Genomic DNA, 26,075 nt, shown 5'->3' with positions numbered 1-26,075 from the left:
CGACGAGAAAAAGAAAACAGCACCTGCCAGTAATCGGAAGATGCTGCTTGTTAGTATTAATTAAGAGCGCTTAAAGATGAGGAAGCCATCTTCTACAGGAATCGTCTGTCCGTTGATTGCCGAGGCCTCTTCGGAGAAGAGGAAAGCTACAACATCAGCAATTTGCTCCGGCTGAATGAGCTTCTTGCTCAGGTGCTGTTCAGCAAGGAAATTTTTGAAATCATCGCCATCCTTGATAATCGGTGTATCGATGAAGCCCGGTGCTACTGCCGTTACGCGAATGCCTGCATCCGCAAGCTCCAGTGCAGCCGATTTCGTCATCATGACAACAGCGGCCTTTGCAGCCTGATAAGCAAAGCTGCCCTTAGCAGCCATGTAGCCGAAGATGGAAGCGGTGTTGACAATAATACCTTTAACACCAAGCTCCTTCATTTTCTTGGAAGCATAGTAGATGCCGAGATACACGCCAAATTGGTCTACGGAAATAACATGGTTGAAGTATTCAGGTGTGTGATCCTCAAAGGAGCGGATATCGCCAACACCAGCATTGTTGAAAATTCCGTCAAGCGTGCCGTGCGTTTCAACTGCTTTGTCAATCATATTTTTAACATCTTCCACGCTGGAAACGTCGGCGCGGATTGCGGAAGCTTGTCCGCCAGCTTGCTTGATCAATTCAGCTGTTTCTTTAGCAGTAGCTTCATTGTAGTCGGAGGAGACGACGATAGCGCCTTCGGCAGCAAGCTTCAAGGCAGTCGCACGTCCAATGCCGCTTCCCGCACCTGTAATGATGATGACTTTGTTTTCAAGCTTCATTATGGATAGTCTCCTTTTCGGTTAGTTATATATATATATTGGTTATTGTCCAACCATACCGCCATCGACAGTATAAAGTGATGCCGTAACGAAAGAAGCTTCATCGGACAGGAGGAAGTTCATTACAGCTGCTACTTCTTCCGGCTCACCGTAACGACCCATTGGTGTTGCTGCTTCATTGGCTTTTTTGAAGGCCTCTGGATTGCCAAAGTTTTCTTCAATTTGACGCATCATGCGCGTATTGATCGTGCCTGGAAGAACGGCGTTGACACGAATGCCAAGCGGAGCAAGCTCATTGGCTGTAACGCGAGTCAAGCCAATTACGGCATGCTTGGACATGATGTATGGGGACATGCCAGGTGCGCCCATGAGGCCTGCCAGCGAGGAAGTGTTCAAAATCGCGCCGGATTTTTGTTTTTTCATAACAGGAACGACATAGTGAAGGCCGAGGAATACGCCGCGTACGTTTACGTTATATACAAGGTCGAGTGCTTTCACGCTTTGCTCTTCGATGAGTCCGGATGGACCTTCGATGCCTGCATTGTTGGCAAAATAATCGATCGTGCCGAATTTTTCGACGGCTTTGTTTACGTAGTTTTCAACATCTTCTTCTTTGGAGACGTCTGCTGCTACTATTAGGGAGTTGGAATCGTCAAGGCCCAGCTCAGCAATGACTTGCTGCAAGGCTTCAAGCTTCAAGTCTACCAGTACCAAATTAACTTTACGCTCTACAAAACGGCGGGCAAGCTCTTTTCCAATGCCGCCAGCGGCGCCTGTAATGACTGCGGTTTTCGTTGTTGTTGTAACCATGTTTGATCGCATCCTTATCTTATAATTTAGTCGAGCGCATCTTGAATGGATAAGTTGTATGTCTGCCATTACAGGTTACACTTCACAATGTTGTCACGACAATAATCAATACCTTCCTAAGTGTCACGTAAGTGACAGGTAAAGAATGTATGTCTACTTATAGATGAAAATTGAACATATGAAACTTATTTGTTGATTTTTGCTAATGATGTTCAAATGTATTCCATCGTATGCATGTCTTGGGTGTTTAATAGGCGTGAGAGATAAGATAACATTTATTGTGGAATATCCAATGAGGTATAATAGGGACAATATTATCTATAAGCTTTGGAGGCTGAGCGCATTGGCAACGGAGAAGCAACTGGACCGAAGGACGAGAAGAACGCGTCAAGCGATTAAAGCTGCATTCGTGTCGCTCATATTAGAGCGAGGATATGAGGCTGTGACCATACTTGATGTGGCGAAGCGGGCGGATTACAATCGCGGAACCTTTTATAAGCATTTTGTCGGCAAGGAAGAGCTGCTGCAAGAAATACGAAGCGAATTTCTGCTTGGCTTTGCCGAAACTTTGCTCGTCCCTTACGAGGGGATGGATCTGGTAAAGGCAGAAGATATTTATCCTTCGGCGCTGCAGCTTTTTAATCATATTGAGAAACATAAAGATGAATTTCAGGCGCTGCTTTCCGTAGATCGGAGCTTTGGGTTTGAGCTTTACGACGTGCTTCGGGAGTCGATGAGGCGGGATATGCACATTATTATGGATGAGGGCAGCCCTGCTCTAGACTATGAAATTTTGCTCAGCTACCAGATGTCAGCTGCAATGGGCGTTATTCTTTATTGGGAAGAATCGGGCTTTAAATATTCCACGTCCTACATGGCAGACCAGTTAATTGGACTGGTAAATCGCAAAATGGACAAAATCACTTTCAAAAAAATAGGCCTTTGTCAGTTCCAACCGTAAGTATCTATTCCCCTAATAATCAGTGAAACCTAAGAGTGGCTTATCATCGTTTACGACAACTGCACAAATTTTAATTACAAATTTTCCTATTAATTGATATTGTAGGCTTGGCTAGGAAGATGTATAATTTTCCATATGGGTCGTTCCCAGCTCTATCTATCGGGTAAACAGGCTTGCACACGGGGCGGCTCTTCCAACCAAAATAGGGAGGAGGCGCGGCTGTTTAAAAATATAGACAGGTATATGTCGTTTTCTTCGCTTAGATATGTTTGAACGACAGCACCGTGGATTTGTGAGTGGCAACCGTACCCGAATAGGAAAAGGAGTGAATTAAAGAATGAGCAATCGTCAGCTTTACCCATTTATGAAAGCGCTTAAATTTCTGATTGTCCTAAGTTTATTGCTTCCCGTCTATTGGGCAAAGTCTGTGCAAGCGGAGGAAACGGAAAATACGTTGCTCCAGCAAAGCGATTTCGAGGATGGTACGGTCCAGCAATGGGTTGGCCGCGGCGGTGCGGAGGTTCTGGCTGCGGATGCAGCAGCAGCACGTAGCGGAGCCTACGGTTTGGCGGTAAGTGGGCGCACAAGTACTTGGCATGGACCTTCTCTTGATGTGACAAGCCAGCTTGAGGTTGGGCAAACGTATGAGTTTATTGGTTGGGTCAAGCTGCCTGCTGGAGCAGCAAACACCAATATTTCGATGTCTCTTCAGCGCACATTGCCAGCTGGTACCCGCTATGAAAATATCGCATCTGGCGCAGCCACAGCGAGCGGCTGGACGAAGCTGCAGGCTACATTCAAAATGCTGGAGCCGGCCACTCAGGTATCGGTTTATTTCGAGGTGCCGGGAAGTGCAACCGCTTCCTTCTACGTTGATGATTTCCGGTTCGAGCGGAAGCCGGATCTCGGCCCAATTATTATTGAAGACGACATCCCTTCGCTTCAAGATGCTTTTGCCGGAAAATTTCTGCTTGGCTCGGCCTTTACCAATGATGAGCTGCTGACCGAGCCGGATAAACAGCTTCTGATTAAGCATTTTAACAGCGTCACGCCTGGCAATGTGCTGAAGTGGGACAGCACGGAGCCGCAGGAAAACGTATTTAATTTTATCGAGGCAGATGCTGCTGTTGCTTTCGGTGTGCAAAATGGCCAGCAGGTGCGCGGACATACGCTCGTCTGGCATGCGCAAACGCCTGATTGGGTGTTCCGTGACGCGAACGGAAACTTGGTCAGCAAAGCGGTGCTCTATGCGCGTATGCAAAATCATATTCAGACTGTAATGGAACGATATGAGGGCAAAATTTATGCCTGGGATGTAGTTAATGAGGTCATTGATGCGTCGCAGTCAGATGGCTTGCGCCGCAGCCTATGGTATCAAATTGCGGGTGAAGAATATATTGAAAAAGCGTTTGAGTTTGCCCATGCAGTGGATCCGACGGTGAAGCTGTTCATTAACGATTACAATACGCATGAACCGGCAAAAAGTCAGGCGCTGTATAACTTAATTACACGTTTGCAGGCCAAAGGCATTCCGGTTGACGGCGTCGGCCACCAGACGCATATTAGTCTTTATTATCCATCGCTTGCGGAAATTGAAAGCTCCATTATCAAATTCAAAGCGCTTGGACTGGAGACGCATATTACCGAGTTGGACATTAGCGTCTATTCGGATAATTCACAATCCTATGAGACATTCTCCGATGAGCTGAAGCAGCGCCAAGCCAATTTGTACAAGTCGCTATTTCAGGTGTTTCTGCGGCATACGGACACCGTTACGAATGTGACATTATGGGGCAAGGATGATGCGCATACGTGGCTTCGCACCTTCCCGGTAGCCCGCAACAATTGGCCGCTGCTATTCGACGAGCGCTTGCAGTCCAAACCTGCCTATTGGTCGGTGCTGGAAGCGGTCCAAACGCCTGGAGGGCCGATAGTTCCTGCTGCGCCGTCTGGCTTAACAGCGACAGCTGGCAGCATGCAGGTTCAGCTTGCTTGGAATGCGGTAGCTGGCGCGACCTCGTACACGGTGAAACGGGCAACGACGAGCGGCGGGCCATATACGACGCTGTCTGCTGCTGTATCTGGCAGCGGTTATAATGACACAGCCGTTACGAACGGAACGACCTATTATTATATTATTCAAGCGGCCAACAGCGCTGGCACGGGAGCAGCTTCGGCTGAAGTCGTCGCAACACCGAGCGGTACGACCGGTCCAGAGCAGCCTTCTGGTTCATTAGCAGTAGCGTACCGGGCAGGGGATACCAATGCTGGAGATAACCAGCTCAAACCGCAGTTCATCATAAAAAATAACGGGACGACTCCCGTTGCAATGAGCGGATTGACGATTCGCTATTGGTATACGATTGACGGGGAGAAGCAGCAAAACTTCTTCAGCGACTATGCCCAAGTAGGCAATAGCAATGTGACGGGCAGCTTCGTCAAGCTGAGCACGCCGCGGACAGGCGCCGATTATTATGTGGAGCTGTCCTTTAGCTCTGGCGCTGGCAGCATTCCAGCGGGCGGGACATCTGGCGAAATTCATACGCGCATTCATAAGAACGATTGGACGAATTTCAGCGAGACGGATGATTATTCTTTTAACTCGCTGCGAACGACTTATGCAGATTATACGAAGATCACGTTGTATCAGAACGGAAATTTAGTGTGGGGCACGGAGCCTAGCTAAGCCGTGGAATGAGCAGTAAGAAAGAAAAGCAGAAATATAGAAATGCAGAGATTTAGAAAGACGGATACAGGAATATAACAAAATGGAAGGGCGGAAGGCATATCGTTGCCCTCGCGCCCTTCCATTTTTAACGATAAGTGGGACCAGCCTGTCCGACAAAAGAAGACGATTGATCAATACGTGAACAGGTCAATTATGGTCTGCTCCTTAGCCTATTGCAGCTTAGTTTGCTTGGCGGCTAATTTTTCAGCAATTTCTTCAGCCTGATAAATCGTCGTATAGGGATCAGCAGAAGATAATCCCCACATATTCCCCGAATAGCTCGGAGCTGATAACCATACTTTCCTCGCCTTTATCGATTAAATCCTGTTTAATCTTTGAGGCAGGGGCGGGGCCAAGCAGGTCGTACACCGCTTTACCGCCGCGGTTTGCGCTTTTTCCGACAATGCCTACATTGGTGAGCCAATTGAAATCAGCAATTGTAAATGAGGCATTGGCTGGCACAGCAGCCTGTGCTTTTTTGCGCGCGGCTTCCGCTCTTTGGGTAAACTGCTTGTTCCATGCTTCGGCTTCTGTCTGACGATTTAGAATTTCGCCCATGCGGCCACTTCTTCCTCCATGGATGCATATTCATCGGGTACAAAAACAACCGTCGGAGCGTTAGCTCGCAGGGCAGCTCCTCTGCCCAATCGATGCTGCGGAGCTCGTGGGAAAAAGAGTGGGGTGTTAAACCTTGCCCGAGTTTATCTGTGTATCGATTGAGCCGCCCTGAATAATAATTTGTACGGCAGCAGCGATAATAGGGGCTATTGGCAGGATAATAAGCTTTTCACCATAAGCCTCATGCTCCTCCTGCATCGCAATCGTATCGGTGACGACGATTTCGCTGATGTGCGGCGATGCCAGCAAATTGCGCGCGCCTCCCGAGAACAGCCCATGCGTAGCGCAAACATAAGCGTTCTCAGCGCCATTTTGTTTAAGGGCATTAACGACATTGACGATTGTATTTCCGGTATCAATCAAATCCTCAATGATGATCGGCGTTTTGCCTGCTACATCCCCAATAATATGCGTAATTTCCGTCTGGTTGTGGGCAGGGCGGTTTTTGATCATAATGGCGAAGGGACAATCCAGCTCGCCCGCAAGCTTTTCCGCTGTTGAAGCGCGTCCTGCATCGGGAGATACGACGACCGGATTTTCAATATTTTTGCTTTTCAAATGCTGGATAATAAGGTCGAGGGCCGTTAAATGGTCAACAGGAATTTCGAAAAAGCCTTGAATCGGATCGGCATGCAGATCAATCGTTACGATGCGATTAGCGCCTACAGTCGTCAGCACCTCGGCGACAAGCTTCGCCGAAATCGGCTCGCGGGGAGCGGTTTTTCGCTCTTGGCGGGCATAGCCGTAATAGGGTAAAATCAAATTTATTTTATTTGCGGAAGCACGTTTGGCAGCATCAATGAGCACAAGCAGCTCCACCAAATGCTCATTAACCGGATGGGACATCGCTTGAATGATGAAGACGTCACAGGTGCGAATCGGCTCTTGATAGGAAACGTGAATTTCGCCGCTTTGCTGGCGGGTAATGGCGACATCGCCAAGCGGCTGTCCGAGCAAGGAACAGACCTGTTCAGCGAGCTTGCGATTGGATGTACCGGAAAAAAGCTTTATTTTTTGCATCATAAACCTCCTAAAGGAAAAACGTTTCACCAAAATGGGATTGATTTTATTATACCGCGGGCAAGCAGACATTCAAGCTCAAGAAACGCCATTCATCAAAAATTTATTTTGTTTTGAAATCCAGGCTGCGGACTATTGACAACGGATTCACGATGAAATAATATAGCGTTATAGAAAAACGTTTCACTAATTTTTCGCTTTGGCAGGTGAGGCAAGGAAGGAAACGCAAATGGTCACGATAAAAGATATTGCGAAGAAAGCGAATGTAGCGATCAGCACCGTCTCCTACGTGTTGAACGGGACAAAAAATGTGAAGCCGGAGACGAAAGAGCGCATCATGAATGCGATCAAAGAGCTCAATTACCATCCAAGCATGGCGGCTAGAAGCTTGAAGTCACGCAAGACGCTGACCATTGGCATCGTAGTGCCGGACATCTCCAATGCGTTCTTTACAGAAATTATTCGCGGCATTGAAGATTTATTCAATGAACATGCTTACAGTGTGATTTTGTGCAATACGGATGAGGATCAGGCGAAAGAGCTGCGTTACCTGAACACGTTGTTTGAGAAGGATATCGACGGACTGATTTTTCTCGGAACGGGCAAAAACAGGGACGTGTTCAACAATCGCAAAGATTTCCCCGTCGTTGTCGTGGATCGTAAAGTTGTCGACAAGAAGGCAGGCGAAAGCTTCAGCTCGGTGATGATCGACAACGTTCATGGAGGCTTTGAGGCAACGAACTATTTGCTCAGCCAAAATCGTTCGGAAGTGATGCTGGTCATTGGCGATTTAAGCATCCAGAACAGCCGTGATCGGCTGGAGGGCTACAAGAAGGCGCTTGCGCTGCATGGCGTTGCCTATGATGAGTCGCTTGTTTACGAATGCAAGGTCAGTCATGAAGCGGGTTATGTTTTTATGGATAAGCTGCTGGAGAAGCCGTTTGCGTATCGTTCGATTTTTGCAGCAAATGATTTGCTTGCGCTTGGCATTATGAAGGCACTGTTCCAGAAGGGCTACCGCATACCTGAGGATGTAGCGATTGTTGGTTATGATAACATCCCGACCTCTTACTTGGTCGTCCCGGCACTGACTACGATTAATCAGCCGAAATACCAAATGGGGAAAAAGGCCGGCGAGCTGCTGCTGAAAAAAATAAATGCCGAATCCCATCTAGTTGAGCATATTGTATTGAAGCCAGAGCTTGTCATCCGAGAATCGACATAATTTTTTTTCATAATAGGAAAAACGTTTCACCAAATAATAAAGCTTTTTTTTAAAGTTAAAGAAAAACGTTTCACCTAAAAGGAAATTGAATGGGGGCATGACCATGTTGGCTATTGGAAGCGATCACGCAGCATTTGAATACAAGCAGGAAATAAAAGCGTGGCTCGATGAGAAAGGCATTGCTTATAAGGAGTTTGGCGCCTTTGGGACGGAGCGGACGGATTACCCGACCTATGGCGAGAAGGTGGCGAAGGCGGTAGCGAGCGGCGAGTGTGAAAAAGGGCTGCTGTTCTGCGGCTCGGGCGTCGGCATTTCCATTACAGCGAACAAAGTAAAGGGCATCCGCGCTGTCGTATGCAGCGAACCTTATTCGGCGCAGCTGTCGCGGCTTCATAATGATACGAATGTGCTGGCGCTGGGCTCGCGTGTTGTAGGGATCGAGCTGGCGAAGATGATTATTGAAATTTGGCTGGCAACGCCATTTGAGGGCGGCAGGCACGGAGAGCGAGTCAACATGATGAGCAGGCTGGAAGAAACGGGCTCCTGTGGATAATCTTTTGCAAGGCTAGGGGCATAATAACGCGAATGAAACGAATGAGGCTAAGCAAGCTTTGAATGTTAATTGCTTTTCACGAAATGAAAGCGCTTAATAAGTACGCTGCAACGCCAAATATCTCAACCAGAAGAACCAGGGGAGGCGGATCAAAAAGGGCGGGGTGCGCGAAAGACCAGAAGCGAAGCGGTATGAGTGAGGCAATATAATGGAAACAATCATCGGCTTGATTAAACAAGGGAGGTTTTTTCAATGAAAAAGACAAACATGATGCTGCTTATGGTGATGCTGACGCTTGCGATTATTGTGGCGGGCTGCGGTAATCAAGCAGGTACAACAAACGGAGCCTCTGGCACCTCGCCAGCAGCTTCCACAGACACCGCTGCGGGCGGCGCTACAGATGCTGCAAAACCGAAATTCGCTATTATTCTTAAAACCTTATCCAACCCGTTCTGGGTTTCCATGAAAGAGGGCATTGAGGCAGAAGCGAAGGCGCAAGGCTACGATGTCGATATTTTTGCAGCAAATGACGAGGCAGATCTTCAAGGCCAAGCGAAAATTTTCGAGGACGCGCTGGATAAAGGCTATGCGGGTATCGCATTCGCACCGTTGTCCCCAGTCGCTATGATTCCTAGCATTGTGAAAGCAAATGAGAAGGGCATCTATGTCGTCAACATTGACGAGCAAGTCGACATGACGGAGCTGAAAAGCGCAGGCGGCTATGTGTTCTCCTTTGTTACGACTGACAATGTGAAGGTTGGGGAAAAAGGCGGCCAAGCGATTATCGACAAGCTGGGCGCAGAAGGCGGCAAAGTTGCGATTATTGAAGGCAAAGCAGGCAATGCGTCGGGCGAAAATAGAAAACAAGGCGCTACCAACGCATTCAAAGCGGCGGCGAATATTGAAATCGTAGATAGCCAGCCAGCTGATTGGGATCGCACGAAGGCACTGGACGTAGCGGCAAACATTTTGCAGAAAAACCCCGATTTGAAAGCTTTTTATGCAGCGAATGACACAATGGCACTTGGTGCACTTCAAGCGGTTAGCAATGCCGGCAAACAAGGCCAAGTTATCGTCGTAGGTACAGACGGGGCGCCGGAAGCGCTGGATTCGATCAATGCAGGCGAGCTGTATGCAACGGTTGCCCAAGATCCGGCACAGGTGGGCATTTCCTCGCTGAACAAGCTTGTACAGCTGGCGAAGGACAAAGCGACGGGCAGCGCCGATATGGAGCCTGAATTCGTATCTGTCGAGTCGAAGCTGGTCACGAAGTAATTGCAATAACACCGGGAATGGCGTATAAGCGGCTCCCCCTTGCAAGAGGGGGACATTCCTCAGGGAGGGGCAGTATGGACTATATCGTGGAAATGAAAAATATTTCTAAGGATTTCTCCGGAGTCAAAGCGCTCCAGGATGTATCCTTTCAGCTAAAGCCAGGCGAGGTGCATATATTGCTCGGTGAAAATGGTGCGGGCAAATCGACGCTGATGAAAATTTTATCCGGCGTATATGAGCCGTCCTCGGGCAGCATCGTCATTAATGGCACGGCCTTTTCTAAGCTGTCGCCGAAGGAATCGGTCGACAGCGGAATTAGCGTCATCTATCAGGAACTGAGCATGATTGACGAGTTATCTATAGCGGAGAATATTTTTGTCGGAAAGCTGCCTATGATCAAAAAATTCGGCATTCCAGTCGTCGACTTCAAAAACATGGAGGAAATCGCCCAAAGAATGATCGAGAAGGTCGGCTTAAAGCGGTCTTCCAAGGACTTGGTTGAGCGGCTGTCGATCAGCGAGAAGCAGCAGGTTGAAATCGCCAAGGCGATTGCTTCGCGGGCGAAGGTTATCGTCATGGACGAACCGACCTCCTCGCTGACGGGAGAAGAGACGAATAAACTGTTCGGCATCATCAGGCAATTGAAATATTTAGGCGTCGGCATTATTTATATTTCCCATAAGCTGCACGAACTGCTTGAAATCGGCGACCGGGTGAGCGTCCTGAAGGATGGGAAGTATGTTGGCACCAAAGACATTAAAGATGTGACGAAGGAAACGCTGGTTACGATGATGGTAGGCCGTGCGGTCAATGAGCGTCACTTGAAGCCCGAGGACAGCATCCATACCGGAGAGGAAACGCTGCTGAAGGTAGAGGGACTGACCCGCAAGGACCGAATGGTGCAGGACGTGAGCTTTGAACTGAAAAAAGGCGAGATTTTGGGCTTCTCCGGCTTGATCGGCTCCGGCCGCACCGAGCTGATGAACGCGATTTACGGCGCTGCCCCCATTGCTGAAGGGCGGATCGAGCTGTTCGGGCAAGAGGTCATAATCAAAAGTCCGTATCATGCGATCAAGCTGGGCATTGGCCATGTAACCGAGAGCCGCAAGGAAACGGGCTTTCTGAAAAATTTTGAAATTTGGAAAAATATTTCGTTATCGCGACTGCTCAAAACCTCGTCGCTTGGCGGCACATGGGGGCTCATTAACGAGAAGCAGGAGAAAAAATGGGCCGAGGAATATAAAGCCTCGATCAATATTAAATGCGCGAGCATTGAGCAGAACATCGGCGAGCTGTCCGGCGGCAATCAGCAAAAGGTACTCATTGGCAAATGGCTGGCAGCAGGCTCTAAGCTGATGATTTTCGACGAGCCGACGAAGGGCATCGATATCGGCGCTAGAGGCGAGATTTACAAGATTATGAGAGAGCTTGCGGAGGACGGTGTCGGCGTAATGGTCGTTTCCTCCGATCTGCCTGAGCTATTGTCCGTCTGCGACCGCATTATCGTATTTAGGGAAGGCCGAATGAACGGGACACTATCAATTGAAGAGGCTACCGAAGAAAACATTATGTTAGCCGCTACTTCATAAGTCAAGGAGTTACGATGATGCAGAAATTTAATGTGATTTGGAGCAAATACGGAACATTCGGCATTTTGATTTTGCTGACGCTGGTCATGGGCATCTTGTCGCCGCAATATTTTTTGACCACTGGCAATTTGACGCAGGTGCTGCTGCAAAGCTCGGTTAATATTTTGCTGGGCTTGGGCGAGTTTTTCACCATTCTAATCGCAGGCATTGATTTGTCGGTCGGCTCAATTATGGCGCTCACTGGCATGATTGCGGCTAAGCTGATGGTTGCGGGCATGCATTGGGTGCTCGCCATTATTATCGGCGGTATTTTTGTAGGCGGCTTGCTTGGAGGCATTAACGGTTTCCTGGTGAACAAAACCGGACTTCATCCGTTCATTATTACGCTTGGCACGCTGTCGATTTTCAGAGGCTTGACGCTTATTATTTCGGATGCGAAGCCCGTATTCGGCTTGCCACAGGCGTTCAAAAGCAGCATTGCCGGCTGGCTTGGCCCCGTGCCGATTCCCGTCATTATTGCGCTGATTGTGGCGCTCGCCTTTATTTTCATTACGAATAAGACGAAGCTAGGCCGCAACATTTATGCACTAGGCGGCAACAGCCAGGCCGCGTGGTTTTCCGGTATTAACATCAAGCGCCATACGATGATTGTATTCGTTATTTCCGGCGTAGCAGCAGGGATTGCAGGCATTGTGATGACAGCCCGTTTAGGCGCGGCAGAGCCTCTTTCAGGCAGCGGCTATGAGACGCAGGCGATTGCGGCAGCGATCATTGGCGGCACTAGCTTTTTCGGTGGAAAAGGTAAAATTATCGGCGTTGTGATGGGCGGACTCATCATCGGCGTCATCAGCAATGGACTTAACATTCTCAGCGTCCCTACGTATTACCAGCAAATCGTAATGGGTGCCCTTATTATTTTGGCCGTATTCCTCGATCGTCTGTTTGGTGTAAAAAGATAAAAAATTAGGAGTGGATGATAGATGAAATACCAATTTTCCCCGTCATTAATGTGCATGAACCTGATGGATATTCGCAACCAGCTTGATGTTATTAACGATCGTTCCGATATGGTGCATATCGATATTATGGACGGCCATTTTGTCAAAAATATTACGTTGTCTCCTTTTTTCATGGAGCAGTTGAGAGATTCGCTTAAGGTTCCTATGGATGTGCATCTAATGGTAGAGAAGCCTGCGGACTTCATTCAGGCGATTATTGACGCTGGGGCGACCTATATTAGCCCGCATGCCGAGACGATCAACAGCGATGCCTTCCGCATTATTAACCAGATTAAACAAGCCGGCTGCAAGGCGGGAATCGCTTTGAACCCGGCTACGCCGCTCAGCTATATTAAGCATTACATTCATTTGCTGGACAAAATTACGATAATGACCGTTGATCCGGGTTATGCCGGACAAAAATTCATTACGGAAATGCTCGATAAAATCAGAGAAGCGAAAGCTTTGAAGGAAGAGCATGGCTATACCTATTTAATTGAAATTGATGGCTCCTGTAACAAAAATACGTTCGCGCAGCTGGCGGAAGCCGGAGCAGAGGTATTCATTGTCGGCACTTCGGGATTGTTTAACCTCGATAATGATTTGAACAGGGCCTGGGATAAAATGATGGACGATTTTAATAGATTGGTTAAAGAGGACGCTTCCTAACGTTAACGACAGCGGATGCCGCAACAATTTAGCAATGAGGTTACGATTAGCTGCTGAGTGGATTGGCTGCAGGAGGATAGGGTGATACAAAGATGAAAGAGTTTGTGCTAGGAGTAGATATTGGCGGGACCCATATTCGGCTGGGAAAAGTGACACGGGACGGCCAGCTGCATGAGTTCCATATACAGAAAACGCAGCTGCTGCGCGATTCGGACGAACCGCTCCAGCTGTTGATTACGATGCTAGGCGACTATCTGGCCGCCTGCAAGGGCGAGCTCATCGCCGTATCATTAGGTTTTCCATCGATCATTAGCAAGGATAAGAAGGTCGTTCTTTCAACCCCGAACATGCCGGGCTTTGACCATTTGAACGTTGTTGAAGCGCTGGAAGCTGTATTTAAAGTGCCCGTTTTTATCGATAATGATGTAAACAATTTGCTGCTGCAGGAAATCGTTGATCGCAGGCTGCCGGATACGGGCGTCATCGTCGGCTTTTATATTGGAACGGGCTTCGGTAATTCCATTTATATGAACGGCCAATTTTTGCGGGGGAAAAATGGTGTAGCCGCAGAGCTCGGCCATATTCCCGTCCTTGGCCGCGATGAATTATGCGGCTGCGGCAATCCGGGCTGCGTGGAGCTGTACGCCTCGGGCATGCGCCTCCAGCAAATCAAGCAGGAGCATTTCGCAGATTGTGAGATTCAAGATTTATTTTCGCAGCATCAGCAAACAGAAGTGCTCCAGCAGTATTTGGATGCGCTCTCGATACCGATTGCGACGGTTATTAATTTGCTCGATCCGGATTATATTATTATGGGCGGCGGCGTCATTCATATGGAAGGCTTCCCGCGGGAGGCGCTGGAAACTTATATTTATCGTCATGCACGCAAGCCGTACCCGGCAAACAACCTGAATCTCTCCTATGTGGAGGCTTCACAAACATCAGGCGTCATAGGTGCGGCGTATCATGCGCTGAAGAGCCTGAACAAACCCGTTATGGCTCTTGGCGAATAACGTTTAACATACCCTTGATTGGCAAAGCTGTTGCCGGTCAAGGGTGTTTTATTTTTTTATTCCATATGATGTATACCTACGACTATTGGGGGCTTGGGTCGAAATACGTATATTGAGCTCAAATCACAAATTGGATATGCTAGAGAAGATGAAACGGTAATGGAAAAGGAGGAGCTGAGGACATGGGCCAATCATTGCGAGTAGAAGAGCTGACAGAGCTGAATGAGCATACGTTAGAGGAGTTAGCTGGGCTCATTGTAGAAGTTGTAGAGGATGGAGCGTCGATCGGCTTTCTGCCGCCCCTTAGCAGGGAGGATGCGAAAGCTTATTGGCAGGGCGTATTGGAGCCAGGCACATTGCTGTGGGTAGCCAAAGAGGGACAGCAAATTGTAGGTACCGTGCAGCTCCAGCTGGCGCAAAAGCAAAATGCGTCCCACCGAGCGGAAATCGCCAAGATGATGGTGCAGCCCCAGCAGCGGCGCAAAGGCATTGCCAGATTGCTGATGCAGGAAGCGGAGGAGCGGGCTGTTGTGGAAGGACGAAGCCTGCTCGTGCTGGATACGCTGGAAGGAGCGCCTTCTAATATTTTGTACCAGTCCCTAGGCTTTATTGAAGCGGGGCGTATTCCGAAATTTGCCCGTTCAGGTGATGGCAGCCTATATGCCACGGTATTATATTATAAAGAAATATAGCTGGCTCGCGTATGCCGGGCACAGCGGAGCTAGTCGAGTCGTTGCAATAACAATACTAACCCCTAAATAATGAAAATCGTCCAAACCCCAATGAGGAGCAGCGTCTTGCCGCCCGGGTCAACGCTGATGATGCGAATGCCTTCAGCAGCTAGCCGTTGATGCTGCTCTTGATGACATTAGCGTATAACTTGGAGCTGACTCCGAGTCAAGCGGGCATGCGAAATTTTTTTGAAAAGGGGCTTGCAACTTTAGGAAAGATCGGATATAGTTTAAATCAAGTTAGTGATTGATCAATCAATACCAAGTGAAAGGCATGGTGCGTTTATGGCAAAAGGAACAGCAACAGCTGCCAGCAGGCGTTCCGACATCGTATCTGCGGCTATCGAGGTATTTTCCGAAATCGGTTATTATCGCGCAACGACAGCGCAAGTAGCGGAGCGGGCATCGATCTCCCAGCCCTATGTGTATCGCTTCTTTACGAAGGAATCCTTGCTGGTGGAGGCGCTTGATGTATCTTGGCAGCGTATTGTCAAAGCTTTTCAACAGGTCATCGACACAGAGGAGCCAGCTACATTGGAGTCAGGGCTAATCCGCGCCTATGAGGAAATTATGGAATCGCAGCGCAATGAAATTTTGTTGCAAATGCAGGCGCAGACGATACGGGAAGCTCCAGTTCGCGACGCGATGAGACAGGGTACTGGGCAGGTGAAGCAGCTCGTTGAGGATGCGTTTACGAAAGCAGGAATCGCCGATGCTCGTGCGCGTACGACGAATTTTTTAGCTAGAGGCATGCTCTGCAATGTGGCTATGGCACTGGAAATGCCGGAGTTGTTCGTGAAGGAATAGACCATTGTTAACAGCTTTTGCTGTAGGTCTTTTTTTTAATTATTAGTAATTGATTGATCAATCACAAAAAATGAGTTGAAAATCGAGAGGAGCTATTCAAATGAATCATTTAATCGTGTACGCACATCCGAGGAAAGAAAGCTTTAACCACGCTATTTTGGAGACAGCGGTCGAAGGCTTGAAGAAGAAAGGGCATGAAGTCGTTGTGCGGGATTTGTATGAGCTAGGGTTTCAGCCAATCGTCAGTGCGAGTGAAATCATTGGCGGGCTGAGCGAGGATATTGAACAGGAGCAGCAGCATTTAAAATGGGCCGACGTCATCACGTTTATTTACCCGATTTGGTGGACCGGGCTGCCCGCTATGATGAAAGGTTATATCGAGCGCGTATTTTCTTACGGTTTTGCCTATAAGTATGTAAATGGCGTGCAGATGGGGCTGTTAAAGGGTAAAAAGACCGTCATTATCAACACACAAGGCAAGTCTAAAGCGGAATACGAAGCAAATGGCATGGGAGAGGCGCTGCGTTTAACGTCGGATAAAGGGATTTTCGAATATTGCGGGCTGGAGGTTATGTACCATCTTTTCCTCGAATCCGTCCCAGGCTCTGATGAGGCAACGCGTAAAGCATGGCTGGAGCAAATCGCCTACATGGCAAGCAAAGCTTGATCGGACAATTATCATCTAATGTGCTCTAAAATAAGGCAGGCCGTAGTTCTCTAGAGATCTACGCGTTTGTCTTTTTTGAATTTCTTTTTATAGTTGAATTTAAATATAAATATAAAATGTAGAAATCAGTCGAATGCTGAAACATGTTACAATCTTTTCAAAAGAAAAATAAGCTTGCTATCGGAGGCCATCATGCAGCCATTTACGAAAAGAGTCATTGAAATCATAAAAAGCATTCCAGCGGGAGCTGTCATGAGCTATGGGCAGATTGCCGAGCTTGCGGGAAGCCGCAGAGGGGCGCGACAGGTCGTGCGGATTTTGCATACGCAGAGCAGCATTCATCAGCTGCCGTGGCACCGCGTCGTCAATGCCCAAGGCGAAATAGCTATCCAGAGTGAAGAGGGGAATATGGAGCAGCGGTCTCGTTTGGAGGAAGAGGGCATCGAGGTGAGTGTGCAGGGAAAGCTGGATTTGGCAAAATATCGGTTTAATCCGGCGCCGGCGGACATAATGGGAGCGTGGGATAATATAGACCCGGACGATGTCGACCAAATGTTGTAATCGCGGATAAGCAAATCTATTCTACAAAAATGACCGGATTCAGAGAAACGAGGCAGACGGATGCGCAAAATAAAATCAAGCGGTACGAGCAAAAAAGGGATCTTAACCGCTATAACGTTCGTGTTATTGTTAACCGCATGTGGACGCTCGGAGCAGCCAACTCCGTCCTCATTGCGGGCGTCCCCGGCATCGTCAAAGGAAACGCCTGCGGTAATAACATTGCTGCCAGAGCAGCATTATGGAGATAAGCTGCAGATGCAGGACAAGCGGCAGAAGCTGTATCATTTTATAACGACTGAGCTGTCTGGAACGGCTGGCATTTATACGAATTTGCAGGATACGGAGCAAACTGCGGAGCTGACGACGGGGCATGAAATGCTTAGCGAGTCCGCGGGACTTATGATGCGCTATAAAGCATTAACGCAGCAAAAGTCTGCTTTTGAGGCGGAATGGACGCTCGCCAAGCAAACCTTTAATATGGAGGCGGCCTTCAGCTACCGCTTCAGTCCCAAGCTGCAAAAGCGTTACACGCTGAACGCGGCAGTTGATGATCTTCGCATTATTCGGGCACTTTATGAAGCCAGCGACGTTTTTCAAAGTGAAGCCTACATGCAGGAGGCCGACAGCTTCGGAAAGCGTTTTTACGAGCATAATGTCAAAAATGGCTATTTGTATGATTTTTATGATGAAACCTACAAAATAACGAATGATTTTATTACGCTCTGCTATATCGATTTGAAGACGTTGGGACTGCTGCCTATCGAGGCGGGGGAGCGGCAAACGCTGATCGCTAGTATGGAGAAAATCATCAAGGACGGTTATCTGTCGGATGAATTCCCTTTCTATGAGACGCGATATGATTATGGGGCGGGTAAATACAGCTCGGATCATATAAATATGGTGGAATCCTTGTTAACTGTGCTCGCATTAGCCGAAATGGGTGAAGAAAAAGCCGAAAGCATCCGATACATAAAGGAAAGGGTTAAGGCGGGTACGCTTTATGGCCAATATACGAGGGAAGGCGCAGCCACAACGGATACGCGCTCTACTGCCATCTACGCGATTACGGCGATGATTGGCTCCGTGATTGGCGATCAAACCCTATATGCCGATAGTATTGGCAAAATGAATGAGTTCCAGATCGAGGAGGTCGGAAGCTCGCTGCTCGGCGGCTTTGGCGATACGGCTGCTCAGCAGGCCTATTCCTTCGACAACCTAATGGCTTTGCTTGCTTATACTTACTAAAAGCATGGTGAAAAAGGATCATCACTGCGTGAAAGGTTTGGCTTACGATCGCTGTTGCCACTGGATTTATTGAATTAAAAATGATTTAGCTGTAGAAATCCAATGACAAAGGCGACCACTCCGTTTCTCCAGCTCAAACCTTTCACTCCGCTTGCCTTTTTCAACATGCTTTTAAAAAAGATATTAAGAAAGAAGGCGCCCACCATGATAGCAGACAGGGCCAAGCACTACGCTCGGCGAGCCTACGCCTTATTCAGCCGATACCTATCGCCTGCCAGCTTTGCGGCATTAGCAGTGCTGATTATTACCATCATCGCCTTGTTCACACCACCGTATATTGGGATGGCGGACAACGGGGATTTTTTCCGTATTTTGTACAGCAATGGCTTGTATTTTAGCGCCTCGGATTATGACAGCCAATATCTCGGCTACTTTGTAAAGAAATTTGGCATTTTGCAATATTACAATGAAAATGGGACAACCTTTACGTCCTCGCAGTCATGGTTTATTCAATTGTCGGTTGCGCTGAACACGCTGCTGGCAAGCAGCCAAGTGTTCGATGTGCGGTTTCAGGCGGCCATATTGACGATTCTTTACGTCATTGCGATTTATTTGCTCGTTGAGAGCCTGACTTGGAAAATCGCCCGTAAATACGGCTATATTATCGCGCTGCTGGCGATTTTTATGTTTGGAGACACCGGGTATACGGCGTTTTTCAACTCTTTTTTCAGCGAAGGCATCGTGCTTATTATGATGATGCTCGTCTTTGCCTCAGGGCTGCTGCTTTACCGCCGGCGGTACAATGATTACGCCATGCTCGCCGTGTTTACGGTAAGCGGCTTTCTGCTGACGACGAGCAAGCAGCAAAATGCTCCGGTTGGCGTCATTATTGCCGTCATCGGCTTGTTCTTCCTATTCATCCATGTGAAGCGGACGTTCCGCGTGCTCATGCTGACTTCGCTCACCATTCTGATGCTTGCAGGCATTGCAACGTATGTGCTCATTCCGAAGGAGTTCGTCAACATTAACAAATACCATGCGATGACGCGCGGGGTGCTGATGGGCTCGGACGATCCGGAGGGTGCCTTGGAGGCGCTCGGCATGGACAAGCAATATGCGATTTTGAAGGACAGCATTTATTATGAGCCGTTTACGACGGTGGATGTGGATTCTCCGATTTTGGAGGAAAATTTCTATAGCCAGTATGGCTTTGGTGCAATTGTCGGCTATTATATCAGCCATCCGAACCAGGCTGGAAGCATGCTGAACTTGGCAGCGAAAAATGCGTTTACTATCCGCCCCGCGGCGATGGGCAATTATGAAAAGTCGGCTGGCAAGCCGTTCGGCCAGCAGACGGTCTTTTTCTCCGGCTACAGCTTGCTGAAAGAGGCGCTAGCGCCCAAAACATTCGGTTTCATCGTCATCTGGATGATTGTCGTCGCCTCCGTATATATGCCGGCTTTCATAGCGGCGATCAGGGCGCGAAATCTAAGGCGGGCTTCGCGCCTGCCGCTCATTGTCATGATGATGCTGGCCGGCTTGTCCGGCATATTCGTCTCGATTATTGGGGCGGGGGACGCCGATTTGGCGAAGCATGAATTTCTGTTCACCGTGGCATTCGATCTCATTACGTTTTTGGTCATCGCTGACGGCGTGCGCCGCAGATTATGGCATAGCGAGCAGGAGCAGGATTCGCCAAACGAAATACATGTAGAGAGGCTGGGAAGGTGAGAAGGTGAAAAAAAGCAAATGTAGACAACCATTACCGAAAACGCTATTGAACCTGCTGCTGTTGCTCTGCTTGCTTTATAGTTCTTCTACTTCTTCTCTCGCTGCTGCCGCAGAAAGAGAGGCGGAGCCGATCCGCGTGCTGCTGTTGTATGACAGCTTGGCCAAGGACACGCCAAAGTCTGGCAATGTAGAGGCGCTCCAGCAGCAGCTCGCCGCTTTCGGAGTGCAGGTTACACTCCTCTCCGTGGATGGTTACTCAGGCGGCATGCTGAAGCAGTACCGCAAGGTGATTCTAGTACGCAATGCAGCTGATATGGAGCTGACGAATGCGGCTTTTGTACAGGATAGGGCAGTCTATCGGGGCGATTATTTTCACATTGGCGAGGAATTGCCTGCCTCGCAGCAGGAAGCGCTGCATATTGGCATTGAACAAACGCCGAGCGAGGAAACGATGCTGCTCGCGATCGGCCCGTACTCGGATGCGGCGATGCGTGTGCAAAACACCCCATACATCGTAATGCAGCAGACGACAGCGAAACCTCAGGCTGAGGTATACGGCAGCTTTACGCCAACGCAAAATAGCGGGGCGAACGAGAGCTCTCCCTACGCAGCGAGGAATGAGCATGCTGCGTATGTGCCTTATTTTCAGAAGGGGAATTTGAGCGAGCTGGCGATGTCGTATGTGCTGAAAGATTGGCTTGGACTTGCCGAGCTGGGGCAAACCTACCTGCTATTTAAGGAGATTTACCCGTTTTCGGACTTAACGCTTTTGGCCGGGATGGCCGATACATTATATGATGCAGGCATTCCTTTTGCGATTAGCGTCCAGCCGGTTTTCAGCAATTCGGATTTTCCGGCGATGCAGCGCTATCTGGAAACGCTGAAATATGTCCAGTCGCGAAATGGCACTGTGCTGGTCAATGCGCCGGTCGTAGCTTCAACTATTGGACAAAATGACCAGACGCTCAAAACGAAGATGACCTCGTTTATTGACGTTTTAGCCGCTTACGGCATTGCCCCGCTTGGCATGGGGGCGGAAATGTACTGGTCCTACGACAAGGAATACGCTGTGGATGGCATGGGCTTCTTCGATTCGGCGGTGCTGCTGCCCAATAAGAAGCTGATGTACCGTTCGCAGACGAACGTTTCCCAGCCCTTCGCCTCGTCGCTTTACAGCATAAGCCCTAGCTTTCTTGCAGGCTTTGACCGCGAGGGTAAGGCTTGGGAGCCGCTTCCGATGAATACGGCGCTGACGTATGATTTTGCTGAAAATGAAGTGCAGCTCAGTGCCGATCTCGCCAGCATTACGGAGAGCTGGATGACCTTCACGGATTATAAACAAAACGACCACGAGGTACGGACCGAGGCGCATGTCATCCTTTCGCAAGGCGGACATCTGACGATTAATGGTCAAGCGCTAGCCTTGAATGATGCGGTACGTCAGGTCAGCTCTGATTATGAATATGCGGACAAGGGAACGGTAAGCTTTTCCACGCTGTTTAATGTGCAAAATAAAATTTTTATCATCATTATTATTGTGTCGCTCCTCATATTCGGCTTCCTCTTTATGATCGGATACCGACTCTACAGACGCAAATACTTCAAATAAGGAGACAACTATGACAATCGCAGACATCCTCATGTTGATTGCCGTTATCTGTATTTGGTCGCTTCTGCTCGTCAATGTGGTGCTGATTATCGCCGGATATTTATTTTATATTCAGAGCGAGGGGAAGCCTGTACCGGAAATCAAGGGAGAGACCCCTTTCGTCACGATTATGGTTCCGGCACACAATGAGGGCAAGGTCATAACGAAGACTGTAGAATCGCTGCTTGCACTCGATTATCCGCATGACCGCTACGAAATTATCGTCATTAATGATAATTCTTCGGATAATAGCGCGTTGCTGCTTGCCGAGGTGCAGGCCAGATACGCAGGACGCCATTTAATTATTATCAACACCGACAAGGTTACAGGCGGCAAGGGCAAGTCGAATGCGCTCAACATTGGCTTTCAGCAGAGCCGAGGCGAGTTGATCGCCATTTATGACGCGGACAATACGCCGGAGCGCAAAGCGCTTCGCTATCTGGTCGGTGAAATTACGAATGATGATACGCTGGGCGCGGTCATCGGGAAGTTCCGTACGCGGAACCGCGATACGAATCTGCTCACCCGTTTCATTAACATAGAGACGCTGTCCTTCCAATGGATGGCGCAGGCAGGCAGATGGAAGCTGTTCAAGCTTTGCACGATACCAGGCACGAACTTCATTATGTGGCGCCATATCGTCGAGCGGATTGGCGGCTGGGATGTGAAGGCAATTGCCGAGGATACCGAGATCAGCTTCCGCATTTACATGATGGGGTACCGAATCAAGTTTCAGCCGAAGGCCGTCACCTGGGAGCAGGAGCCGCAAACGGTCAAGGTGTGGTTCAAGCAGCGAACGCGTTGGGCGAAGGGCAATATTTATGTCATTGTGAAAAATATCCCCTTGCTGTTTGACCGCTCGGCGACGAACATCCGCTTTGATATTTTATACTTTTTATCGATTTATTTTCTGCTGCTTACGTCGCTCGTCATGTCTGATCTGCTGCTCATTCTTCACGCTTTAGGTTATGTACATACGACGATTGCCGGGTTCAGCTCCTTTCTCTGGGTGCTGGCGGTCACGCTGTTTATTGTAGGCACTTATATTACGCTAACGACGGAAAAAGGCGAGCTGAGGCTGTCCAATGTGTGGATTATTATGCTGATGTACGTATCCTATTGCCAAATGTGGATGGTTGTTGCCGCTTACGGCTTATATACCTACCTCAAGGATTTAGTGTTTAAGCGCGAAGCAAAATGGTATAAAACCGAACGTTATTAAAGCTGGAGGAGAGCATCATGAAAAGACGCATATTCATCATTACCTTCATTTGCATGGCGCTGCTGCTTGGACAGCTGGGCCAGCTTGGAGCAGCAACGGCAAGCGCAGCAGAGGCAGTAGGAACAGAAAGCTATGATATTCCCTTCATTACAGCAGATACATCCATGTCGGGTGTGATGGCGACGCGGCAGGACTTTTTTCAAATACCGTCCTATTGGAATGTGAGCAGCGTCGTTGTCAATTTGGACTATAAGGTGTCGCAGCTCGCCGATAAGGACCGTTCCAGCGTCACTTTGGCGATCAACGGCGTAGCCTTTTATTCCTTCCGGCCTGACCGCACGGTAGAGAAAAAGCAGCGCCTGAGCGTGACGATTCCTCGCGAACTGCTGGAGGAAGGCACAAACACGCTGTCGACAGAAGGAAGCATCCAGACGATTGTAAATGATCAAATTTGCTCGCCTGATGAAGAGCGGGACAATTGGCTCCAGCTGTATCGCAGCTCAAGCGTTGATGTTCGTTATGTAAGCAAGCCGCTGGACGGCTCAATCCGTGATTTTAATGAGCGGTTTACGAGCCTCGATACGGTCAGCAAAAGCTTGAATACGATTGCGGTGCCATCGCTGGCGTCTGCAAAAGAAATGGAAGCGGCTGTCTATGCGCTGTCGGGCTTTGCCAAGGCGAATACGCTTCAGGACAAGACGATTCCGCTGCTTGCCTTCGATGATGAATATTATGCAGGCAAAAAGCTCGTAACGGCTGTCGCGTTGTATGACCAGCTCCCAAGCGGGCTGAAAACGGCAGTTGGCACGCCGGATTTGAACGGCAAAGGCTTGATTCAGCTTGTGCGCCAAGGGGAACAATGGGCGCTCGTTGTGACCGCGAAGGATGAGGCGATGCTGGTGAAGGCGAGCCGCCTTGTGGCGAATCAGGCTCTAATGGGGCAGCTCGATAGCAACCGCAAAATCGTCGATGAGAGCACGGATGTATCGACGCCTGTGGTCAACATTAGCCGCAATGTCGTTTTGACCGAATCAGGTGATGAGCTGAAAGGCCCTCGTCATCAGGAGAAAGCGTATTTTGTTTCGCTGCCGGCCAACCGTTCCATCGCTGATGCAAGCAAAATCAGCCTCGATTTCCGTTATGCGAAAAACCTGGATTTTGACCGTTCGATGATGACGGTACTCATTAACAATACGCCAATCGGCAGCAAGAAGCTGACGGAGGAGCTGGCCAATGGCGATTCGATTACACTGCCGATTCCGAAAAATCTGGACATTTCCGGCAACTTCTCCGTCGTTGTCGCCTTCGATCTCGAGCTGAAAAATGCCGTTTGTGTGCAAAATCAAAACCAAATGCCGTGGGCTTTCGTGACGAAGGATTCCGTGCTGCAATTGAATACGAAGGATCGGACGGAGCTGTTGTTCAACAACTATCCTTATCCCTTTTTGCGGGACGGGGCGTTTAATCAGGTAGCGGTTGTACTGCCGAAGGAGCGAGATTCCTACACTTATCGTACGGTAGCCAACCTGTTTAATCTGCTCGGCCAATATGCAGAAGGCAATACGGGAGATGTTCTCTTTTATAACGATGATGTCGCTGCTGATGTTTTGAAGGCCCGCAACGTCATCGCGATTGGGACATTCCAAAGCAACAAGGTAATTCGTGATCATAATGACGCGCTGTACTTCAAATATGATGCAAGTGGCGCAGGCTTGCAGTCCAATGAGAAAATGAGCATCGACTCCGATTATGGCAAGCGTATCGGGACTTTGCAGCTGATTGATTCCCCGTATGAGGCGGGACATGGCTTGCTCGCCGTTACTGGTGCAGGCTCGGAATATTATTATTTAGCTTCCAAGCTGGTCGCCAGCCAAGGGACGGTATGGAAGGTGTTCGGCGATGGCGTATCGACGGACAAGGACGGCAATATAAACGCATTTCGGTTTAAAAAAGATGTCGAGCCCGAGCAATCCTCCGTCATTAGCAATGTGATGGAACGCACCGATGTGCTCAGCTTCGTTATCGCGGCAGCGCTCGTTATGGTGCTGGTGCTCGTATCGCTGATTTTCCTAGCTCGCAAATATCGCAGAAGACGGGGTGATCGCGATGAGGCGTAATCAGAGCAGTCTTATTTCCGACAGCGGCTTCCTGCTGCTCATCGTCGTCAGCTTTATTTGCATCGTATTTACAGCGGGAGATCCTGACCGTTATTTGCAAAATGTTATTTTTCTAAATGTCGCTTTCCTGATTGCGATCATTACGTATTTCACGAATGTGACGACAGGGCTGATTCTCAACATTCTCTTTATTTTCGGCTTTGGTACCTATACGCTGTATGGAACGCTTGTAGGGGGGGATACGATCAGCGGCGGCAATTTTTTCTGGCTCGTCATGACGCCGGTGTTCACCTTGGTGACGTGGATGTTTACGCTCGCGGGCAGACAGCTCCAAACGGAAAATGAGCAGCTCAAGAAAACGAACAGCAGGCTGGCGACGATGGATGAAAATACGAACCTGCGCAACAGCCGCTCGTTCCAAAATGACGCAGCCGTCTTCATGGCGCTGTCCACCCGGTATCAAATTCCGCTCACGCTGCTTGTCGTGAACGTGAAATATTGGGATGAACTGCGGCGGATGGTCAGCGAGGAACGAATGACGGAAGCGATCTTCGAGCTTTCGCAGATGAGCCAGACTAGCATCCGGACGAATGATTCGATTTATATGCTGAGCAAGGATAATCCGACTTGGGGGCTGCTGCTGTTCACAGACCGCCAAGGGGCGAATATTGTCATTGAACGCTTGCGGCATAAAATCCAGGAGTTTAATTCCGCTGAGTTTTCACAGAGATATAAGGTGGAGCTGAGCCTGAAAATCGGGGCGCTGCAATATGAGCCAGAGGCGATCCCGACGCCGCTCGATTTCATCGTGCAGGCGCGGAAGCAACTGGAGTATGATGTGTAAGCGGGAAGGATAATGGAGAGACGAATATCGGATGGATAGTGAATTTGAGAGAATCCCTTGATTTTAAGGGGTTCTTTTTTTTGCTGATGTTTGAATTTTAAAGGCATCAGCTTGAGCTGGGTGAATGATGCGATAATCGAAAAATAGTGGCCCATTTTATTGAAGTTAAATTTAAAGTAAATGGAAGTTAAATTTAATATAAAATGTCGAATAATAAGGAGGATTGTAAT

General features: G+C 48.7%; 23 protein-coding genes. 19 read left to right on the top strand and 4 right to left on the bottom strand.

Going from position 1 to position 26,075, the window contains the following annotated elements:
* Window positions 1-60: 60 nt before the first annotated feature.
* Together WH37_RS19320 and WH37_RS19315 are read right to left on the bottom strand one after the other, a co-directional pair.
* Window positions 61-813 (bottom strand): SDR family NAD(P)-dependent oxidoreductase, encoded by a 753-nt coding sequence (locus tag WH37_RS19320; RefSeq protein ID WP_046232250.1) that lies wholly within the window; start codon window positions 811-813, stop codon window positions 61-63.
* Window positions 814-855: 42 nt separating this feature from the next.
* Window positions 856-1,623: an SDR family NAD(P)-dependent oxidoreductase gene (locus WH37_RS19315; RefSeq protein WP_046232249.1), complete on the bottom strand. Its 768-nt coding sequence runs from the start codon at window positions 1,621-1,623 to the stop codon at window positions 856-858.
* Between the two features lie 343 nt (window positions 1,624-1,966).
* Here WH37_RS19315 and WH37_RS19310 point away from each other — a divergent pair, with 343 nt between their 5' ends.
* Together WH37_RS19310 and WH37_RS19305 are read left to right on the top strand one after the other, a co-directional pair.
* Window positions 1,967-2,584 carry a TetR/AcrR family transcriptional regulator gene (locus tag WH37_RS19310; RefSeq protein ID WP_046232248.1) on the top strand — a complete coding sequence of 206 codons (618 nt, stop codon included), beginning with the start codon at window positions 1,967-1,969 and terminating at the stop codon, window positions 2,582-2,584.
* Window positions 2,585-2,921: 337 nt separating this feature from the next.
* Window positions 2,922-5,270, top strand: a complete 2,349-nt coding sequence (locus WH37_RS19305; protein WP_052737078.1) for an endo-1,4-beta-xylanase — start codon at window positions 2,922-2,924, stop codon at window positions 5,268-5,270.
* Between the two features lie 285 nt (window positions 5,271-5,555).
* Here WH37_RS19305 and WH37_RS19300 read toward each other — a convergent pair whose 3' ends face one another.
* Window positions 5,556-5,870 (bottom strand): TroA family protein, encoded by a 315-nt coding sequence (locus WH37_RS19300; RefSeq protein WP_046232247.1) that lies wholly within the window; start codon window positions 5,868-5,870, stop codon window positions 5,556-5,558.
* 126 nt (window positions 5,871-5,996) lie between these two features.
* On the bottom strand, window positions 5,997-6,953 hold the full coding sequence (locus tag WH37_RS19295; RefSeq protein WP_046232246.1) for a ribose-phosphate diphosphokinase: 957 nt from the start codon (window positions 6,951-6,953) through the stop codon (window positions 5,997-5,999).
* A gap of 226 nt (window positions 6,954-7,179) precedes the next feature.
* Here WH37_RS19295 and WH37_RS19290 point away from each other — a divergent pair, with 226 nt between their 5' ends.
* The 17 genes from WH37_RS19290 (at window position 7,180) to WH37_RS19210 (ending at window position 25,845) form a co-directional block, all read left to right on the top strand.
* Entirely contained in the window at window positions 7,180-8,175 is a 996-nt protein-coding gene (locus WH37_RS19290) for a LacI family DNA-binding transcriptional regulator (protein ID WP_046232245.1), read from the top strand.
* Window positions 8,176-8,278: 103 nt separating this feature from the next.
* Entirely contained in the window at window positions 8,279-8,728 is a 450-nt protein-coding gene (gene rpiB, locus WH37_RS19285) for a ribose 5-phosphate isomerase B (protein ID WP_046232244.1), read from the top strand.
* A 252-nt stretch (window positions 8,729-8,980) separates the two neighbouring features.
* Window positions 8,981-10,003, top strand: coding sequence for a D-allose transporter substrate-binding protein (alsB, locus tag WH37_RS19280; RefSeq protein WP_046232243.1), 1,023 nt, complete (start codon window positions 8,981-8,983; stop codon window positions 10,001-10,003).
* A gap of 74 nt (window positions 10,004-10,077) precedes the next feature.
* On the top strand, window positions 10,078-11,592 hold the full coding sequence (locus WH37_RS19275; RefSeq protein WP_046232242.1) for a sugar ABC transporter ATP-binding protein: 1,515 nt from the start codon (window positions 10,078-10,080) through the stop codon (window positions 11,590-11,592).
* A 14-nt stretch (window positions 11,593-11,606) separates the two neighbouring features.
* Window positions 11,607-12,551, top strand: a complete 945-nt coding sequence (alsC, locus tag WH37_RS19270; RefSeq protein WP_231594284.1) for a D-allose ABC transporter permease — start codon at window positions 11,607-11,609, stop codon at window positions 12,549-12,551.
* A gap of 21 nt (window positions 12,552-12,572) precedes the next feature.
* Window positions 12,573-13,259, top strand: a complete 687-nt coding sequence (gene alsE, locus WH37_RS19265) for a D-allulose 6-phosphate 3-epimerase (protein ID WP_046232240.1) — start codon at window positions 12,573-12,575, stop codon at window positions 13,257-13,259.
* 92 nt (window positions 13,260-13,351) lie between these two features.
* Complete coding sequence (alsK, locus tag WH37_RS19260; RefSeq protein WP_046232239.1) at window positions 13,352-14,272, top strand: allose kinase; 921 nt, start codon at window positions 13,352-13,354, stop codon at window positions 14,270-14,272.
* Between the two features lie 182 nt (window positions 14,273-14,454).
* Window positions 14,455-14,964, top strand: a complete 510-nt coding sequence (locus WH37_RS19255) for a GNAT family N-acetyltransferase (RefSeq protein WP_046232238.1) — start codon at window positions 14,455-14,457, stop codon at window positions 14,962-14,964.
* 324 nt (window positions 14,965-15,288) lie between these two features.
* Window positions 15,289-15,810 carry a TetR/AcrR family transcriptional regulator gene (locus tag WH37_RS19250; protein WP_046232237.1) on the top strand — a complete coding sequence of 174 codons (522 nt, stop codon included), beginning with the start codon at window positions 15,289-15,291 and terminating at the stop codon, window positions 15,808-15,810.
* Window positions 15,811-15,910: 100 nt separating this feature from the next.
* Window positions 15,911-16,477, top strand: a complete 567-nt coding sequence (locus tag WH37_RS19245; protein ID WP_046232236.1) for an NAD(P)H-dependent oxidoreductase — start codon at window positions 15,911-15,913, stop codon at window positions 16,475-16,477.
* A 192-nt stretch (window positions 16,478-16,669) separates the two neighbouring features.
* Window positions 16,670-17,038 carry an MGMT family protein gene (locus WH37_RS19240; protein ID WP_046232235.1) on the top strand — a complete coding sequence of 123 codons (369 nt, stop codon included), beginning with the start codon at window positions 16,670-16,672 and terminating at the stop codon, window positions 17,036-17,038.
* A 60-nt stretch (window positions 17,039-17,098) separates the two neighbouring features.
* Window positions 17,099-18,283 (top strand): hypothetical protein, encoded by a 1,185-nt coding sequence (locus tag WH37_RS19235; RefSeq protein ID WP_046232234.1) that lies wholly within the window; start codon window positions 17,099-17,101, stop codon window positions 18,281-18,283.
* A 204-nt stretch (window positions 18,284-18,487) separates the two neighbouring features.
* On the top strand, window positions 18,488-20,014 hold the full coding sequence (wsfD, locus tag WH37_RS19230) for a glycan biosynthesis hexose transferase WsfD (RefSeq protein WP_046232233.1): 1,527 nt from the start codon (window positions 18,488-18,490) through the stop codon (window positions 20,012-20,014).
* Between the two features lie 4 nt (window positions 20,015-20,018).
* The gene (locus WH37_RS19225) at window positions 20,019-21,623 is read left to right on the top strand and encodes a hypothetical protein (protein WP_052737077.1); all 1,605 of its coding nucleotides are present in this window, start codon (window positions 20,019-20,021) and stop codon (window positions 21,621-21,623) included.
* A gap of 10 nt (window positions 21,624-21,633) precedes the next feature.
* Window positions 21,634-22,884 carry a glycosyltransferase family 2 protein gene (locus tag WH37_RS19220; RefSeq protein ID WP_046232232.1) on the top strand — a complete coding sequence of 417 codons (1,251 nt, stop codon included), beginning with the start codon at window positions 21,634-21,636 and terminating at the stop codon, window positions 22,882-22,884.
* A 17-nt stretch (window positions 22,885-22,901) separates the two neighbouring features.
* Window positions 22,902-25,001, top strand: a complete 2,100-nt coding sequence (locus WH37_RS19215; protein WP_143088558.1) for a cellulose biosynthesis cyclic di-GMP-binding regulatory protein BcsB — start codon at window positions 22,902-22,904, stop codon at window positions 24,999-25,001.
* Window positions 24,991-25,845 (top strand): diguanylate cyclase domain-containing protein, encoded by an 855-nt coding sequence (locus tag WH37_RS19210; RefSeq protein WP_046232230.1) that lies wholly within the window; start codon window positions 24,991-24,993, stop codon window positions 25,843-25,845. The genes WH37_RS19215 and WH37_RS19210 overlap by 11 nt, the downstream gene beginning before the upstream one ends.
* The last annotated feature ends 230 nt before the right edge of the window (window positions 25,846-26,075 follow it).

Origin of the sequence: Paenibacillus algorifonticola (assembly GCF_000971975.1) — a bacterium.
GTDB classification, from domain to species: Bacteria; Bacillota; Bacilli; order Paenibacillales; family Paenibacillaceae; genus Pristimantibacillus; species Pristimantibacillus algorifonticola.
Note: the sequence above shows the minus strand (reverse complement) of the source record. Positions and strands in the feature narration are given on the sequence as shown.